This window comes from Bradyrhizobium betae, assembly GCF_050632175.1.
Lineage (GTDB): Bacteria > Pseudomonadota > Alphaproteobacteria > Rhizobiales > Xanthobacteraceae > Bradyrhizobium > Bradyrhizobium betae_B.
The window spans coordinates 2,193,652-2,211,018 of sequence record NZ_CP192576.1; the positions used below are offsets into that span (position 1 = coordinate 2,193,652).

7 protein-coding genes are annotated in these 17,367 nt (G+C 63.9%); 3 read left to right on the forward strand and 4 right to left on the reverse strand.

Features of this window, described 5'->3' with window-relative positions:
- Positions 1–20: 20 nt before the first annotated feature.
- Positions 21–1,616 (forward strand): ABC transporter substrate-binding protein, encoded by a 1,596-nt coding sequence (locus ACQ86E_RS10750; RefSeq protein WP_431205360.1) that lies wholly within the window; start codon positions 21–23, stop codon positions 1,614–1,616.
- A 195-nt stretch (positions 1,617–1,811) separates the two neighbouring features.
- On the opposite strand, the gene ACQ86E_RS10755 is transcribed toward ACQ86E_RS10750, so the two are convergent.
- Entirely contained in the window at positions 1,812–4,043 is a 2,232-nt protein-coding gene (locus tag ACQ86E_RS10755) for a CHASE2 domain-containing protein (protein ID WP_431205361.1), read from the reverse strand.
- Positions 4,044–4,108: 65 nt separating this feature from the next.
- A complete protein-coding gene (locus ACQ86E_RS10760; protein ID WP_431205362.1) occupies positions 4,109–11,371 on the reverse strand; it encodes a VCBS domain-containing protein in 7,263 nt (2,420 codons plus the stop codon).
- Positions 11,372–11,992: 621 nt separating this feature from the next.
- On the opposite strand from ACQ86E_RS10760, the gene ACQ86E_RS10765 reads away from it, so the two are divergent.
- Together ACQ86E_RS10765 and ACQ86E_RS10770 are read left to right on the forward strand one after the other, a co-directional pair.
- Complete coding sequence (locus tag ACQ86E_RS10765) at positions 11,993–12,724, forward strand: transglutaminase-like cysteine peptidase (protein ID WP_431205363.1); 732 nt, start codon at positions 11,993–11,995, stop codon at positions 12,722–12,724.
- A gap of 90 nt (positions 12,725–12,814) precedes the next feature.
- Positions 12,815–13,966: a lysozyme inhibitor LprI family protein gene (locus ACQ86E_RS10770; RefSeq protein WP_431205364.1), complete on the forward strand. Its 1,152-nt coding sequence runs from the start codon at positions 12,815–12,817 to the stop codon at positions 13,964–13,966.
- Between the two features lie 196 nt (positions 13,967–14,162).
- Here the strand turns inward: ACQ86E_RS10770 and ACQ86E_RS10775 are convergent, their stop codons facing one another.
- Positions 14,163–15,362: an ABC transporter substrate-binding protein gene (locus ACQ86E_RS10775; protein WP_431205365.1), complete on the reverse strand. Its 1,200-nt coding sequence runs from the start codon at positions 15,360–15,362 to the stop codon at positions 14,163–14,165.
- Between the two features lie 79 nt (positions 15,363–15,441).
- Positions 15,442–17,280, reverse strand: coding sequence for an AMP-dependent synthetase/ligase (locus ACQ86E_RS10780; RefSeq protein WP_431205366.1), 1,839 nt, complete (start codon positions 17,278–17,280; stop codon positions 15,442–15,444).
- Between the last annotated feature and the right edge of the window lie 87 nt (positions 17,281–17,367).

The window sequence follows — 17,367 nt, forward strand, 5'->3', positions numbered from 1 at the left end:
TTCCCCTGGAGCCTTGGGCCATGCGTACCCGACTATCGACTTGTCTCGCCGTGCTTGCGCTGGCGGTTTCCGCAATCTCGGCGCGCGCCGAAACCGTGGTGCGCTACGGCATCTCGATGGCGGACATTCCGCTGACGACCGGCCAGCCCGACCGCGGCGCCGGCGCCTATCAGTTCACCGCCTACACGATCTACGATCCGCTGGTGGCCTGGGAGATGGACGTCGCCGACCGCCCGGGCAAGCTGGTGCCGGGGCTCGCCACCGAGTGGAAGGTGGACGACAAGGACAAGACCAAGTGGCGCTTCACGCTGCGCAAGGGCGTGAAGTTTCACGACGGCAGCGAGTTCAACGCCGACGCGGTGATCTGGAATCTGGACAAGGTGCTCAACGACAAGGCGCCGCAATTCGACAAGCGGCAGAGCGCGCAGGTGAAGACGCGGCTTCCGTCCGTCGCGAGCTACGCCAAGATCGACGATTCCACGGTGGAGATCACCACCAAGACGATCGACTCCTTCTTTCCCTATCAGATGCTCTGGTTCCTGGTGTCGAGCCCGACTCAATATGAGAAGCTCGGCAAGGATTGGGACAAGTTCGCCAGCCAGCCCTCCGGCACCGGCCCGTTCAAGCTGACCAAGCTGGTGCCGCGCGAGCTCGCCGAGCTGACGAAGAATCCGGACTACTGGAACAAGAAGCGGATTCCCAAGGTCGACAAGCTCGTGCTGGTGCCGATGCCCGAAGCGCTGACGCGCACCAACGCGCTGCTCGCCGGACAGGTGGACCTGATCGAGACGCCGGCGCCGGACGCCGTGCCTCAGCTCAAGGCCGCCGGCATGAAGCTGGTCGACAACGTCACCCCGCACGTCTGGAATTATCATCTCAGCGTGCTCCCCGGCTCGCCCTGGACCGATATCCGGTTGCGCAAGGCGCTCAACCTCGCCATCAACCGCGATGAGGTCGTCGGGCTGATGAATGGCCTCGCAAAACCCGCCAAGGGCCAGGTCGACCCGTCGAGCCCGTGGTTCGGCAAGCCCACCTTCGACATCAAGTATGATCTCGCCGCCGCCAAGAAGCTGGTCGAGGAGGCCGGCTACTCCAAGGCCAAGCCGCTGAAGACCACCTTCATCATCGCGCAGGGCGGCACCGGCCAGATGCTGTCGCTGCCGATGAACGAATTCCTGCAGCAGAGCTTCAAGGAGATCGGCATCGACATCGACTTCAAGGTGGTCGAGCTCGAGACCCTCTATACGCATTGGCGCAAGGGCGCGGCCGACGAGATGAACGCCGGCATCACCGCCAACAACATCGCCTATGTCACCTCCGACCCGCTCTACGCCATCGTCCGCTTCTTCCATTCCGGGCAGATCGCACCGGTCGGCGTCAACTGGGGCGGCTACAAGAACCCGAAGGTGGACGCGCTGATCGACGAGGCCAAGCAGACCTTCGATCCCACCAAGCAGGACGAATTGCTGGCCCAGGCGCACGCGCTGATCGTCGACGACGCCGCACTGGTGTGGGTCGTGCACGACACCAACCCGCATGCGCTGTCGCCGAAGATCAAGCAGTTCGTGCAGGCGCAGCACTGGTTCCAGGACCTGACGACGATCGGGGTGGAGTGAGGCGGCGAGTACCTGCACCAATGAAGGTGGTCGTCGCGGCCTTTGCCGGGACGACCACCTGGAGTTATTGAGTACGATCGCCTCAACAGACTCGTCATTGCGAGCGCAGCGAAGCAATCCAGAATCTCTCCGCAGCTACAGTCTGGATTTCTTCGCTGCGCTCGCAATGACGGAGTGTGGGCGGCAGCGGAGCCCCTACTTCGTCAGCAGCGCATACGCCCCGCTCCAGCCTTCCGCCGGCGGATTGACCTGGAAATCCTTGATGCGGATCTCGTAGAGCTTGAACAGCTTTTCCAGCGTGTCAGCATCCTCGCTGCGGCGGCCGCGTTCGATGGCGTCGAGCGCGCCCTGCCAGTCGCGGCTGCGGTAGCAGCCGAGCATCTCGATGGTGATGTTGCGCAGGCGCTGGAACGCCGCAGACTGCATCACGTCGTCGCGGCCGGCGATGGCATAGATCACCTCCGGCTCGGTCTTGCCCTTGACCATGATGAAGTCGAGCTCGAGGATCGCGAACTTGTCCTTGGCCGCGAGCGCGGTCCGGGACCCCACGATGATGGGGAAGCCGTATTCCTTCGACTGGCCCTCGAGACGCGACGCGAGATTGACGCTGTCGCCGAGCACCGAATAGTTCTTCTTCAGGTCTGAGCCCATGTTGCCGACCACGCCGATGCCGGTGTTGAGGCCAATGCCGACATTGAGCGGGATGTAGACATGGCCGCCGTCGGCGGCCTCCTGCTCGCGCTCCTTGTTGACCGCGTCGATCCGCTCCAGCATCTGGATCGCGGCCTCGCAGGCGTTGATCTCGTGCGCGGCATCGTCGAGCGGCGCGTTCCAGAACGCCATGATGGCGTCGCCCATGTATTTGTCGATGTAGCCCTTCTGATCGATGATCACGTCCGTGAGCGGCGACAGGAACCGGTTCATCAGCGCGATCAGCCCCTGCGGATCGTGCTTGTAGGTCTCCGAGATCGTGGTGAAGCCGCGCACGTCGGAAAACATGATCGTCATCACGCGCTCCTCGCCGCCGAGCACGAGCTTTTCCGGCGACTGCGCGAGCTGCTCGACCAGCACCGGCGACATGTATTGCGCGAATTGCCCGCGGATCTGCACGCGCTGGCGCTGCTCGCGCACGAAGCTGGCGAAGATCAGCGTCAGGTAGATCGCCGTGGTCGAGAGCAGCGGATAGGTGAAGTCGATCAGGTAGCGGTACTGCGCATAGAAGAACCAGGACACGCCGATCAGGATCGCGGCGAAGGTCGCACCTGCGAGCACCAGCCGCACGGGACCGAGGTTCGGCGTGAAGATGATGACGAGAATCCCGATGATCAGCGCGGCGAGCAATTCGACGCCGAGCGCATAGTTCGGCTGCGAGATGATCGCGCCGCTCAGCACGCTTTCGAGCACCTGGGCGTGGATCTCGACACCCGGCATGGTCGAGGACACCGGCGTGGTCTTGATGTCGTTCAGTCCGACCGCGGAGGTGCCGATCAGCACCAGCTTGCCGGCAATCTTGTTCGGCGGCACGCTGTTGTCGAGCACGTCGGCAGCCGACACGTAGATCGACGGATCCTGGCGCGCGTAATGCACCCAGAGCTGGCCGTTCTTGTCGGTCGGAATTTCCACGCCCTTGAGGCGCACGGCCCTGATTCCGGTCTTGTCGGTCCGCACCAGCAGGGTCGGCGTGCCCGTGGCGACGCGCAGGATCTCGAGGCTGAGCGAGGGCATGATGTTGCCCTGGGCGCGCATCACCATCGGCACCCTGCGGATCAGGCCGTCCCGCTCGGTTCGGATGGTGAACAAGCCGCGCCCGGCGGCGACCTTCTCGATGACGGGCACGTTGCGCAGCAGACCGGGGAATTCGAAAAGGAAGCGTTCAGCGCCCTCCTCGCCGACGGTCGCCACGCCGGTGAAGGGGAGCGACTTGTCGATCTCGGTTGCGATCGCCCGCTGTCCGGTCTCGCCCAGCACCACGCGCGAGCGCTTGATCGCGTCGGCGAGGATCTGGTCGTTGCTCGGCAGCTCGCGCAGCTTGGCGCGGGTGGCGTCGTCGAGATCGCGCATCTGGCCCGCGACCAGATCGGGGTTGAGCCGGTCCGCTTCCGAGAACACCACGTCGAAGCCGATCACCACCGCGCCGTTGCTGGTGAGGTTCTTGATCAGGTCTGCGATCCGCGTCCGCGGCCATGGCCATTGGCCGAGCTTGGCAAGACTCTTGTCGTCGATATCGACGATGGTGACCGGCCGCGCCGCCTTGTGGCGCGGGTCGATCAGCTGAAACATGTCGAAGGTGCGCAGCCGCAATTCCTGGATCGGCGGCGGATCCCACAGCCGCGCGCCGGCAAACAGCACCAGCAGCGCAAGGCACATCACGCGGGCGAAGCCGAGCTTCCGCGCAAACCACCGCCGCAGGATCTTGAGACGTTTCATGGTGGTGGGATATCACGCTTTGGCGGCGATTGGCAGCACCGGGCGGATGGGCATCGCCCGCGCGATCATCCGGAATGAACGATGAAGTCGTTCGCGTGGAGATTGGCTGCCGTGACGCCCTTCAGAAGGATGGTGTCAGCGGAGTCGATCGTGATCAGGGTGTCCGCAGAGTTTGCCGGAGACGCGGCCACGTGCTGCGCGATCCATGTGGCGTCGATATCGGTCGGCACAACGGCCCTCAGGTCGAGAAGGTCTTCCATGGGCTTGAAATTCAATACCGTGTCGTGACCGGAGTGGGCGGCGAAAGCGAACTGGTCCTGATAATCGTCCCCGGTCCCGAAGAACACGTCCTTGCCTGTCGTCCCCACGAAATTGACGCCGGTCTCGGTCAGGTTGAAGATCAGATTGACCGTGTCGATTGCATTGTGACTGTCGGTTACGATGACCGCGACCTTGTCGATCGCAGGGGCGGCATCACTTGGCTCGGAATAATTCACAGTCAGAGCGCCGGAATTCAATGAGGCGCTCGTTTCGCTGCCAGATTCGGCGGCAGCACTGACGGTGAACGTGTCATTGGCATCGGCGTCCGTCACGGACAGGCCGCTGACCGTTACCTGGTTCTCGACCTGCGCGACGCTGACCTGGTCGGTATTGATGACAGGCGCGTCGTTCGCGCCATCCACGTCGACCGTGAGCATGGCCGTGGCGTTCGCACCATGCGAGTCCGTGGTCTGGACCGTGAATGTATCCGACGGATGAGCCCCCTCCGGCAGCGCGTTGATCGCGGCCGCATTGGGAATGTAGGTGTAATTGCCGTGGGCATCGACCGTGAGAGAGCCGTAGAGACCGGCCTTTATTCCAGGACTGTCCGCATTCACGATCGAGTAGGCCAGCGTCGTCGTCTCGCCGGTATCGGCATCAGTGCCCGATAGCTGTCCTGTGATATTGGCGAAGGTATCGGCCGCGGCCGTATCCACGAGCTTGCCGATATTGATATTGCCGAGCGTCGGCGTGTCGTTGGCACCGGTTAGGTCCACTGTGTACGTCGCCGTCGTGACGGCGCCATGCGCATCGGAAACCTGGACCGTGAAGCTATCGGAATAGGAGCCCGCTGGCAGCGCGTTGATCGAGGCTGCATCGGGAACGTATGTGTAGCTGCCGTCAGCATTGACCGTGAGCGAGCCATAAAGGCCCGCAGCGGCCCCATGACCATCCGCATTTACGACGGCATAGGTCAACGTGTCGCCGGTGTCGGCATCGGTCGCGGCCAGGAGGCCAGTGAGATCGGAGAAGCGATCCGCCGCAGCCGTATCGACGATCGCTCCGAGGCTGCCATTGACCAACACCGGCGCGTCGTTGGCGCCGGTAACGTTCACCGTGAACGACGCCGTGCCGGTCGCACCATGCGCGTCCGTGGTCTGGACGGTGAAAACGTCCTGGTGATTGCCTCCAGAGAGGGCGTTGATCGCCGCCGCGTTGGGGACATAGCTGTAGCTGCCGTCTTCGTTGACGTTCAGCGTGCCGTAGTCACCCGCGAGCGACGTCACTGCGCTCGCGCCATCGAGCACGGCATATTTCAGCATCGCCTGCTCGCCGCTGTCGATGTCGGTCCCGGCCAGCGTCCCCTCGATATCCGCGAAACTGTCGTTCGCGGCCGTGTCCACCAGCCCGCCCTTGGTCACATTCGCCAGCGTCGGTGCGTCGTTCTTGCCGGCGATCGTAATGGTGACGTCGGCGGTGGCAGCCTTGCCGTAATCGTCAGTGAGCGTGACGGTGGAGACGACCGTCGCGGTCTGGCCCTCACCGAGGAAATCGAGCGTGTTGTCGACGATCGAATAGCCCCAATCGACCGTGCCGTTGTTCTTCCCGGTGCCGAGGATCGACAGGGCTTGCTCGAGCGCCGACGCCTGACCGGAGGTCAGATTCAATTCCGTGTGGCCGTCGGCGTCCAGCCATGTCGCGGCCTGATGCGTGATCGCCGCCGTCGGGCGGTCGGTCAGGTCGATGTCGGTGAAGCCGATCGAGCCGGTCGCGGCGGGCACCGGGTCGGAATCGCCGGAGCCGGTGGTGTTCTCGCGCTCGGAGAAGCTCGCGGTCAGCGATGCATGGGCCACGTCGAACGCCGGCGCGTCGTCGTCTGCGTGAATCGTGATCAGCGTATGACCGGTACCGTCATCGCTGCCAGCGAAATGCGCGTTGCGATAGTCGGCGCCGGTCAGGTTCAAGCTGATGTGATTGTTGTCGGCGTCGGTGACCGTCAGCACGCCGCCCGTTGCCGGATCGGCATTGGCGACATAGACCGCGCTGGTGCCGAGGCCATAATTGATCGTGGACAGGTCGATCGTGTCATCCGCGGACAGCTCTGCGATCGACCCGTCAAAGGTAGCCGTGTCGATGTGAAGCTTGGCGCCGTCGCCGTGAAGCGTGATCGTCTGCGTGACCGCGCCTTCGAGCGTCAAGAGCGCGCCGACATCGACGGTGACCGAGCCCGTGCCGGACAGCGAGCCAAACAGCGACAGCTCGCCGGTATGGACCTCGATGGTGCCGGTATTGGTGATGGTGCCGGTGATCGTCGCCGTGCCCCACGAATTGATCGCGCCCGAATTGGTGATGTCGAAGGTCAGCCCGTCCGCACTCGAGATCGAGGCGCCATGCAGGTTGATCGTGCCGGCATTGTCGAGCGTGGACAGCGTGCCGAACACGCCGCTGCCGGCGACAGTCCAGGTGCCGCCCGCCTCGTTGTTGAACGTGGCGGTGGCGGTCGAAACATTGCCGTTGATGTCGCCGGTGTTGTTGATCGTGATGTGACCACCGGTCTCGACGATCGCAGAGATCGAGGAAGTGACGGCGCCGGTAACGCTCGGGCCGATGGCGCCCGAATTGTCAATCGTCGCCGTGCCCTCGGCATTCTCCTCGATCGAGATCGCGGCAGCGCCATTGGCGCCGACCACCGTTCCGTGATTGGTGATGTGCGTCGAGCCGGTCGCGCCCGCATCGTCCTGGTCGACGTGGATGCCGAACGAGGTCGCGCCGGTGATGTGCCCGTTATTCGTGATGGTAACGTCGCCATCACCATGGGACACGATATCAAGACCGATCGCGCCGGACACATCGCCGCCGATGGTCGCCGTGATATCGCCGGCGCCGGTCGCGCCGTCGTGCAGCACGATGCCGTTGCCGGTCTGGCCGGTGACAGCGCCAACCGTCGTCAACGAGATGTCGCCGATGCCATTCTGGGTGACGACGATGCCGTTGTCGTGACCCGTTAGCGCGCCGGTCGGCGTCAGAACGATGTTGCCGCCGCTGGTCCCGCCCGATGCGGTGAAGTCGAGTGCGTCGCCGCTCGATGTCGAGATATTGGCAGCGCCGGTGATCGTGAAGGTGCCGTCCTTCGACGACGTGCCGGCAATCGTGCCGGTAAAGGCATGACTGGTCTTGTCGAGCTCCAGCGTGGAGGTGCCGCCGGCGAAGGTAACGGTCTGTGCTTCCGCGCCGCCAAGCGCGAGCGTCGCCGTATCGTCGATGATCAGCGCACCGATACCGGTGATGCCGCCGGACAGGTCGAGCATGCCGCTCTGGACCTCGATGGTGCCGGTATTGGCAACACCGCCAGTCACCGTGTTCAGGCCGGCGCTGTAGAGATTGCCGGCATTGGTCAGGCTGCCGCCGTTGATCGTGACGTCGGTCAGATAGAGCTTCGAGGTCCCGTCGACCGAAATCGTGCCGCCGGTGTTGGCGACGGTGGTGGTTGTCAGCTTCAGCGTGCCGCCGCCCGTCGCCTCGATCAGGCCATGATTGGTGATGGCGTGGAGATCGATCGTCAGCGTGCCGCTGGTGACGGAGATCGTTCCCGTATTGTCGAGATCGGCATTGTGGATCGCGCTCGTGCCAGTCGATTCCAGCGTGCCGATAAGAGTGAGCGTGCCGCCGGTCAGGTTCGAGCCTGCCAGCGTCAGTTGCGTGCCCGCATCGACCTTGACCGTGCCATGATTGGTGATTGTGGCTTCCGCAACGGTCACGTCGTCGAGCGTCAGCGCGATGCCGCTCTCGACCGTGACGGTGCCCTTGGTCAGCGTCGCATCGCCGTCGATCGTGCTGTTGCCGGTGACGTCGATGGTGCCGCCCAGCAAGCTGTAATTGTCGATCGAACCGCCGCTGATCGTGGCGCCGTTGAGCGTCAGCACGGCGCCATCATCGACAACGACATGGCCGCTCGAATTATCGACCGTCGAGCCCTGGTCGATCGCGAGCGCACCGCCGGCGAGCACTTCGATGGTCCCGGCATTGGTGACGGTCTCGTCGCTGAGCGCATTGCCTGCGCCGCTCGCCTTGAAGATCGCGTTGTTGTTCAGGGTGCCGCCGCTCAGGATGGCTGCGCCGGTGAGATCGATCTCACCATTGTTGGTGATCACGCCTCCCGCGACGAAAAGTGCGGCGTTGAAGATGGGGCCCTCGTCGTCATTTCCTCCGTCAGTGTCGATCACCACACCGGGACCGCCGATCGTCGCGCCGTTGACGGTGAGCCTGCCGCTGGCATCGACCGTGATCTGGCCGGCATTGGTGATGCTGGAGCCCTGGTCGATCGTCAGCCAGCCGTTTGCCAACACCTCGATCAAACCGCTCGCGGTGTTGGAGACTGTCTCGTGGGCGAACTCGGCCGTGCCCTTGACGTTGACCGTACCGGAATTGTTCAGCGTGCCGTTCTCGACCAAGCTGGTGCCGTCGAGCTCGAGCGTGCCCAGAATGGTGACGGTGCCGCCGTCGATCGTCCCGGTATCGACGATCAGCGTCGTGCCGGCATCGGCCTTCAGCGTGCCGCCGGCATTGTGGATCGTGGCCAGCGTCTTCAGCGTACCGCCGGACAGCTCGATCGTGCCGGAATTGGTGATCGCGGTGCCTGCAGCGAGATCGCCTCCGCCGGCGAGCGTCACATAGCCCGCATTGGTGAGCACGCTCGTGTCGAGGATTTCGGCCTTGCCGCCAACCGACATCGTCCCGGTGGCAGCGACGTTGAGGATCGAATCGGCGCCCATGTTGAGCGCGCCCGCGATCGTCAGCGAGGCCTGGACGATCACCTTCGGCGGCGGGCCACCGAAATCGTTCATCGTCAGCGACTTCGCATAGGCGGCCGCGTCGATCGTCGCCGGATAGGACGGCGTCAGGCCGCGCAGCTGATCGGTGATGACGATGACGTCGTCGTTGATGGTCGGGACCGTACCGGTCGCCCAGTTGCCCGAATCCTTCCAGAACCCGCCGGAGGGCACGCCCGGCTTGTCGGTCGCGATCCACACCACCGCGGGCGCGTCCGTGCCCGTGATCGTGACGGTGATGGTCTGCTGCGAGGTGGCGCCCTGCGCATCCGTGAGCGTCACGGTGTAGACCAGCGTCAGCACCGCGCCTTCCGGAATGAAATCGGCGAGATAGACCGGCAGATTGGCCAGCGACCAGTTGATGGTGCCGGTGCCGTCGCCGGTGCTGTCGGCGCCCGCCGCGATGGCAACCGACATCGCGCTCTGGAACGCCGCGAGCGGGCCCGGCGGCACCGTGCCATCCGGCAGGGTCGCACTGGTCAGCACCACCGACACCGTATGCTTGTCGGTGAGATCGACGTCGTCGAAGTTCAGCGCCCCCGAGGTCGGCACATCGCTGGTCAGCGGGCCACCCGGAATACTGGTGCCGCCTTCGAAAGTGATGACCGGCACGCTGGTGGTGATCACCGGCTTGTCGTTCGTCCCCGTAATCGTGATGGTGATCGGGATGAAGGTCGTTTCGGGGTTGACCGAGAAATTGTTGTCGACGCGGACCATGTAGGTCAGCGTCAGGGTTTCGCCGGCCGCGAGGAAGTCGAAGACGTGGTCGGGAATCGTGTAGGTCCAGACCGCCGAGCCATTGTTGGCGTTGCCGCCGTCCGGGACCACGCTGATCTGGATCTGCGTTGCCGCGATGTCCTGCTTCTGCAGGTCGGTGAGCGAGCCGGTGACGTCCTGCTGGCCGGCGCTCTTGTAGACGTAGTTCGGCGCGCCGGCGAGATTCACGCCCACCGTCGGCCGGTCGCCCAGGTTCTGATCGACGAAGGTGATCCGGCCGGAGACCGTGTCGAGATCCACGGTGTCGCCGGTCTTGTCCACGCGCTCGGTCAGCGCGAACGCCGACCTCACATTGCCGTTGGCGTCGAGGCTGCGCGCCTGCGGCGGACCGGGAATGCGGTTGCTGGTCGACGGATTGTGGCCAGGGTCCGTCCCCTGCTGAGTGGTGTTGGTGAAGACCGCGGTCGCGCTGTAGCCGCCCGCGGTCTTGAACATGAGACCGTCGCTGGTCGGCGTGATCGTGTCGGTGAAGTTCGTGGTCAGCTTGGTGTTGGTGTTGTTGTCGGTGAACTTCAGCGTGAACACGTCGCTGATCAGCTTCTGAATGTCCGGCGACATCAGCGCATTGGTGATCGAGACGTTGCCGCCGCTGATCTGGATCATCTGGCCGGCCTGGTTGACCGTCGCGATCGGCAGCAGCGTGACCTTGTCGAACAGGATGTAGGAACCCGTCGTGCCGTTCGGCTCGACCAGCACCTGGAAGCTCGCCTGCGGCTGCGGATCGCCGCCGCCGGCGGGAACGACGAAGTTGATCTGGGTCAGCACCGCCGTGCCGCGGATGCCCATGGTGGCGACCGGGGTGTCGATCTTCATGTCGCCGTGCTTGGCGGTCTCGCCGGCGACAAAGGTGATGGTGCCCGCGACCAGACTGAGCAGCGAAGAATTGCTCGACCCGTTGGGGTCGTAGACCATCTCGTTCAGCACCATCCGCGCATTGGAGGACAGGCCGAACACGGTGCCGTCGATGAAGGTGATGCCGAGCGTCGAGTCGCCGCCGGTCGAGACGACGTCGCCCTTCTCGACGTTGTCGCCATTGTTCAGGATGACCGCGACACCGTTGCGGACCGCGGTCGCGCTGCCGGACAGCTTGGTGACGTGGCCGATGATTTGGGCCGCGGCGATGCCGCCTGCGGCCTGCGCATATTGCACGTGGCCGGTGAGCGCGTTGACGATGTCGCCGGTGAGGTGGGCGCCATCGGGCGAGGCGATCGCCGCGCGCTTGTCGCCCCGGAAATAATCGTGAACGACGAACTCGTGGCCGTCGTGAGACAGCACGAGGTCGAGACCTGCGCGCTTGAACTCGCCGTTGAAGATCAGGTTCGGGTCGGGAACAACGAAAGCGCCATCAGGCACGTGGCCGTGCGCTTTGGCGGTAAAGGAATCGACATGGCCATCGGCGGGCGAGCGGAAACCCTGGCCGTCCAAGGAGATCGCGGCGTCAAATTTGCCAGCGTAATTCAACCGGGCACCGTAAAAAGGGTTAAAATGTAAGTAAGTATCGACCGCCTAAGCTTGCATAGCATTACCAAGTCCTTAGCGAAACCATCTATTGCTTGTGTGATTTCGCGTCACTTGGCTATGGGGAGCCCCATGGAGCGGTACCCTCACAGATGATATGAAGTAATCCTTCAAATAAACCGATGTTGAATTCGTCCAACCTGCACGCATTTCAAGTCATCCAAAGTCATATCCACCACCATTAAGACAGCAGATACTTGTGTCATCTTCTGTTCGGAGTGCCCCGCAGCATCCTGCGGCAAATACGGAGCTAAATCTGTGACCTAACTAACAGAACCCGTGAAATAGCGGGTTGTTAGCCATGAGGCGCAGAATCAGCGCCCCCACAACCTGCGCCTGCAATCGGTTCCATTTCACGGCAGCCGGGACCCTCCCTAGCCCCCGAATCGTAAAATTTTACGCAATTTGGGCAGGCCCGTTTCAGCCTGTCCCGCGGTTTCGGGCCCCCTGCCGGGCGCGTTAAGCAGAACAAAACGGCCCGCCTCGCACTATCTCCGCGAAAGCAACAAAGCCCGGCACGTCGAGGTCAAAGAAGGACCAGGCGAAGCCGGAAGGGGATGTCAGATGGAGACCGCTGCTCGCTCGCGCGCCTGGCGCGCAATCCTGGTGCTGTGCGGAGTGATCCTGTTCGGATCGGCCGCCGAGCTTCGCGCCGGCACGCTGCTGTCGCCGGGGGCAGGCCTGCTCGTGCGCAAATCCGCCGAGCCGTTCGGCGTGTTCGCCTTCGCCATCTCCGCCGGCGGCCTGCAGCAGAAATGGCTCGCGCTGACACACAAGCTCGACGACGACATGGTGCAGCTGGCGCTCTGCGACGGCGACCGTGACAATTGCGCGTCGCCCGCGGCGCTGAAGCTGCTCGCCATCGTCGACCAGGCCCGCGGCCGCGACGGCCGCGCGCGGCTGGGCGAGACCAACCGCGCCATCAACCTTGCCATCCGGGCTGCCAATGACGGCACCGACGATATCTGGAGCTCGCCGCTTGCGACCTTTGCGCGAGGCGCCGGCGACTGCGAAGACTACGCCATCGCCAAGCTGGCCGCACTGCGGCTCGCGGGCGTCGCGGCTGAGGATCTCCGCATCGTCGTGGTCCGCGACGTCAGGGCCGGCGAAGAGCACGCGGTCGCCGCCGCAAAGCTCGACGGCCACTGGCTGATGCTCGACAACCGCCGCATGGCGATGGTCGAGGACGAGGCCGCACAGACCTACCAGCCGCTGTTCGTGCTCTACCAGTCGGCCGTGATGAAATATGTCGACGAGCCCGTGCGGATGTCGATGGCGACCGCAGAGGCACGTTAGGTTTCTTGTAGCCCTCACACCCGCCACAAGGCCATTCCACCGCGCGGGCCGGAACGCTAGCATGGCGTCTTCGATGCGGGGGCGACTGGAATGCGGTTCATCGTGCTGACTGTGCTTGCGCTGCTGGCATTCCCGGGAATGCTGGCATTCCCGGGAATGCTGGCATTCCCGGCGGCACCAGGCTTCGCGCAATCCGACCGCTCCATCGCCGACAAGCTGCCGCTGTTCGCCAGGAACAACTGCCAGCAGATCCGCGACCCCGGCAATCAACTGTTCTGCGGCGATGCCGAACTGACCGCCGCCGCCGACAAGCTCAACACCGCGATCGAGGCACGGCTGGCCCGCCTGCCCGACCGCCTGCCTGGAATCGAGGAAAATGCGATCTGGATCCGCCAGCGCAATCTCGGCTGCGGCATCATCGGCCAAACCGCGATCCGCATCGACGATGTCGAACGGGTCAAGGCGTGCCTGCTCAAGGTCACCGAGGAGCGCGCCGCGATCCTGCGGGATCCGGATTTCGACTGTCTGGCAGCCAACACCGCTGCGGGCGGGGTGATCTGCGCGGACCCGTCGTTGGCGCTTGCGGAAACCGAGCTCAATGGCCAGGTGCTCGGCCTGATCGGCAAGCTGGACTCGACAGCGGCACGCTTTGCCTTCGCCGAATACGGAAGGTGGACGCGGGAGCGCGATCGCAAGTGCAATCTGGTCGGCAAGGAGAACGTTCCGCTTGCCGAGCTCGAGTCGGCGGAGGAATGTCTTGCCGATTATCTCAAGCGCAAGGCCAACGACATCGCCGCCGCCAAGGGCGATCCGAAGAAAGTGTTCGGCCGGCAGGTCGCGGCCCGCATCCCCGACACCGACGCCGTCGACTTCTGCGCCGCGCGGATTCACGCCGCCAATTCCTGCGGCAATTTCCTCCGCATCAACCGCGTCTACGCGCTCGACAGCCAGGTCTCCGACCAGGAGGCGCAGGTCACCGGCGAGATCGAGATGGTCGTGCTGGCGCCGTTCACGACGTGCAGCAAGATTGCATCCACCTGCACCGGCACCTGCTGGGACCCGAGGACCGGACTTCCGCGGCCGGGCATCGGCGGCAGGGAGCGCTCGGGAGAAGCCTTCAATGTCACGCGCCGCCTCAGGATCCAGCGGACCTTCGCCTTCGTGAAAGCCGCCGACGGCTGGCGCTGCCGGGAAGACGAACTGGCGCCGGTGAATTCGGGGACGGCGGGCGGGGGATCGTAGGTTGTTCTCCGCGCGCTGCTCTCGTCCTTCTCCCCTTGCGGAAGAAGGTGGCGCGAGGCGCCGGATGAGGGGTTCTCACCACTTGCACGACTACTCGTAAGGATGGATACCCCTCACCCGGCTCGCCGCTTTGCGGCGATCCACCCTCTCCCGTAGGGGGCGAGGGTGCACCGTCAGCGCCGCGAGAGCGATCCGATCAAAACATCAGATTGTCCTTCACCAGCACCCAGCGGCCGCCCTTGACCTGCTGCACCTGGGTGATGGTGTTGGCGAGGTGGTCGGTCTTGGAGAACTTGGTCGGCGGCGAGTTGAAGATGTCGAGGAATTTGTCGCCCGACTCCAGTGAATCGAGCATCTTCTGCCCCGTCAGATCCTTGCCCGCCTTGTCCGCGTAGAACGCAAACGTCATCACCGCGTTGTAGCCGATGATGGCTTGGGTGTTGGCGTCAGTGCCGAACATCTTCTTGTAGTTGACCAGCCAGTCCTTCACCTTGCCCTTGGCAGTATCCTCATAGGGAATCTCGAACCCGGATGCCGCGTAGAGGCCCTCGACGGCTTCCTTGCCGAGCATCGGCACCTCCATCACGTTGGTCGGCGTCGCGCCGAGGAAGGTGACGTCCCAGCCGAGTTTCTTCGCCTCCGTCATCGCGCCGATGGGCTCGCGGAGCACGGCGCCGAGCACCACGAGGTCGCAGCCGTCGGACTTCATCTTGGCGACCTGCGCGCTGAAGTCGGAGGCGCCGCGCTTGTAGCTCGTGATCGAGGCCGGCTGCACCTTCATGGCGCCGAGCTGCTGGTTGAAGCCGTCGAGCACGTTCTTTCCGTACTCGTCGTCCTGATGCATGATGCAGGGCTTCTTGAAGTTCTTCCACTCCATCATGTATTTCAGCGCGGCCCGCGTACTCTCGACGTAAGGCAGCAGATTGTTGAACTTCAGCCGCTCCTGCGGCTTGGCGGGATCGAACTTGAAGGTGAATTCGGCCGCAGTCAGCGGGAAGAGCTGGAGCACGCCGGCATCGAGCAGGATATCCTGCGCGGCAAGCACGGTCGGGGAGCCCATCGGTCCCACCATCGCGAAGATCTTGTCGCGCTCGATCAGCTTCTGCGACGCCAGCACAGCCTTTTTCGGATCGTAGCCGCTGTCCTCGACCACCAGCCTGATCTTGCGCCCCTGGACGCCGCCGGCGGCGTTGATCTCCTCGACCGCCATCTTCATGCCGTTGGACACCGGCACGCCCCAGCCCTTGATCGGACCCGACAGGTCCTGATGGGTGCCGATGACGATCTCGGTGGCCGAGATGCCTTCATTGGTGACCTTGGTTTGCGCTGTGGCCGGCAGACAGCTGAGCGCCACGGCGCCTATAGCAAGGCCGAACGCGTTGAACGATCTCGACATTGACGTCTCCTCTCCTTGGGGCCCGTATCGTGCGAAGGGCGGGGGCCATCGCTCCTTCGCTCTTTTCAAACGATATGAGTCACGCCACCGCGCGCTCGCGATACATCGCGTCGATCTCGGCGGCGTAGCGCTTGTTCACGAAGCCGCGCTTCAGCTTCATGGTCGGCGTCAGCTCCTCGTCCTCCGGGGTGAGCTGCCGCTCGATCAGGTAGAACCGCTTGATGGTCTCGACGCGGGCGAAATTGCCGTTGACGCCTTCGATCTCGCGCCAGATCAGGTGCTGGATCTCGGTTGCCCGGCACAGGCTCGCGTAATTGGTGAAGGGGATGTCGTGGTCCTGGGCGTACTTCTCGACGTTCTCCTGGTCGATCATCACGAGGCAGGTCAGATACGGCCGCTGGTCGCCGATCACCACGGCGTCCGAAATGTAGGGCGAGAACTTCAACTGGTTCTCGATCTCGGACGGGGTGATATTCTTGCCGCCGGAGGTGATGATGATGTCCTTCATCCGGTCGGTGATGCGGACGAAGCCCTCGTTGTCGATGGTGCCGACGTCGCCGGTGTGCAGCCAGCCGCTGATATCGATGGTTTCGGCGGTCTTCTCCGGCTGGTTCAGATAGCCCATGAACAGGAAGTCGCCCTTGATCAGGATCTCCCCATCGGGCGACAGCGCGACCTCGCCCCACGACACCGCGGTGCCGACCGAGCCGAGCTTGATCCGCTCCGCGGGCATCATGGTCGCGACGCCGCAATTCTCGGTCTGGCCGTAGACTTCATGGACGTCGATGCCGAGCGCGAGATACCAGCGGATCAGCTCCGGTGCGATCGGGGCCGCGCCGGTGAAGGCGATGCGGCAGCGGTCGAGCCCGATCATGCGGCGGATGTTGCGGAAGGCGATCCGGTACGCGATGCCATTGGCGATGCGCAAGCCCAGCGGCGGTGCCCTGCCCTCGATCCGGCAGTCGACCATGCGGTAGCCGATCGCGATGGCGCGGCGGTAGACCCATTGCTGCAGCGGCGTTGCGTCCCGCAACGCGATGGTGATGGCGGAGTAGAATTTCTCCCAGATGCGCGGCACTGCGAGGAAGATGGTCGGCTGCACCTCGCGCAGATTGTCCGGCACGGTCTCCGGGCTCTCGGCAAAATTCATCACCGAACCGAGCGCGACCGAGACGTAGTAGCCGCCGATGCGTTCGGCGACGTGGCAAAGCGGCAGGAAGATCAGCCGGTCCTCGTCCTCCTGCGCCGGGATGAAGTCGTTGGCGTGCCGCATCTGGTGCGTGACGCTGCGGTTGGCATGCATCGCGCCCTTGGGCGGCCCTGTCGTGCCCGATGTGTAGACGAGAATGGCGAGATCGCCGGCGCCGCGGCTGTCGATCATCTCCTGCCAAAGTGCTTCGCGGCCGACCATGTGATTGCGGCCAAGCGCGCGAAACTCGTCGAGCGACATCACCATGTCGTCGGAGAAGCCGCTGAGACCCTCCATGTCGAACACGATGATCTTGTGCAGGGACGGGCAGCGCGCGCGGCAGGCGAGGATCTTGTCGAGCTGTTCCTCGTCCTCGGCGAAGATCACCTTCGTCCGGGAATCGTTGACGAGATATTCGACCTGGGACGATGCATCGGTCGGATAGATTCCGGACGAGACGCCGCCGGCGCACAGGATGCCCATGTCGGCATGAACCCATTCCGGCACGGCGTTGGCAACGATGGAGGCGACCTCGCCGGGCTTGAAGCCCGTCGCATGGAGCGCGTAGGCGATCTCCTTCGAGCTCTCCAGCCATTCGCGCCAGCTCGTCGGCTGCCAGATTCCGAATTTCTTTTCGCGAATGGCCGGCCTGTCGCCCCGCGTCTCCGCGGCGCGCAGAAAGCTCTTCGCGATCGTATCAGCGACCGTCAGCACCGCCCGTCGGGCCATGCGCATTCCCTCCTTGTCGCTTTCCCTCCACTGCCTGCCTTGCCGGCGGTCTATGTTAGCGGATGGGCTGGTTCATTTAACGCCACT

What these genes read in the sequence shown, in the direction of transcription:
- ACQ86E_RS10750 (WP_431205360.1), top strand. Translation starts at nt 21, where the DNA reads ATGCGTACCCGACTATCGACTTGTCTCGCCGTGCTTGCGCTGGCGGTT.
- ACQ86E_RS10755 (WP_431205361.1), bottom strand. Translation starts at nt 4,043, where the DNA reads ATGAAACGTCTCAAGATCCTGCGGCGGTGGTTTGCGCGGAAGCTCGGC.
- ACQ86E_RS10780 (WP_431205366.1), bottom strand. Translation starts at nt 17,280, where the DNA reads ATGGCCCGACGGGCGGTGCTGACGGTCGCTGATACGATCGCGAAGAGC.
- ACQ86E_RS10770 (WP_431205364.1), top strand. Translation starts at nt 12,815, where the DNA reads ATGCGGTTCATCGTGCTGACTGTGCTTGCGCTGCTGGCATTCCCGGGA.
- ACQ86E_RS10775 (WP_431205365.1), bottom strand. Translation starts at nt 15,362, where the DNA reads ATGTCGAGATCGTTCAACGCGTTCGGCCTTGCTATAGGCGCCGTGGCG.
- ACQ86E_RS10765 (WP_431205363.1), top strand. Translation starts at nt 11,993, where the DNA reads ATGGAGACCGCTGCTCGCTCGCGCGCCTGGCGCGCAATCCTGGTGCTG.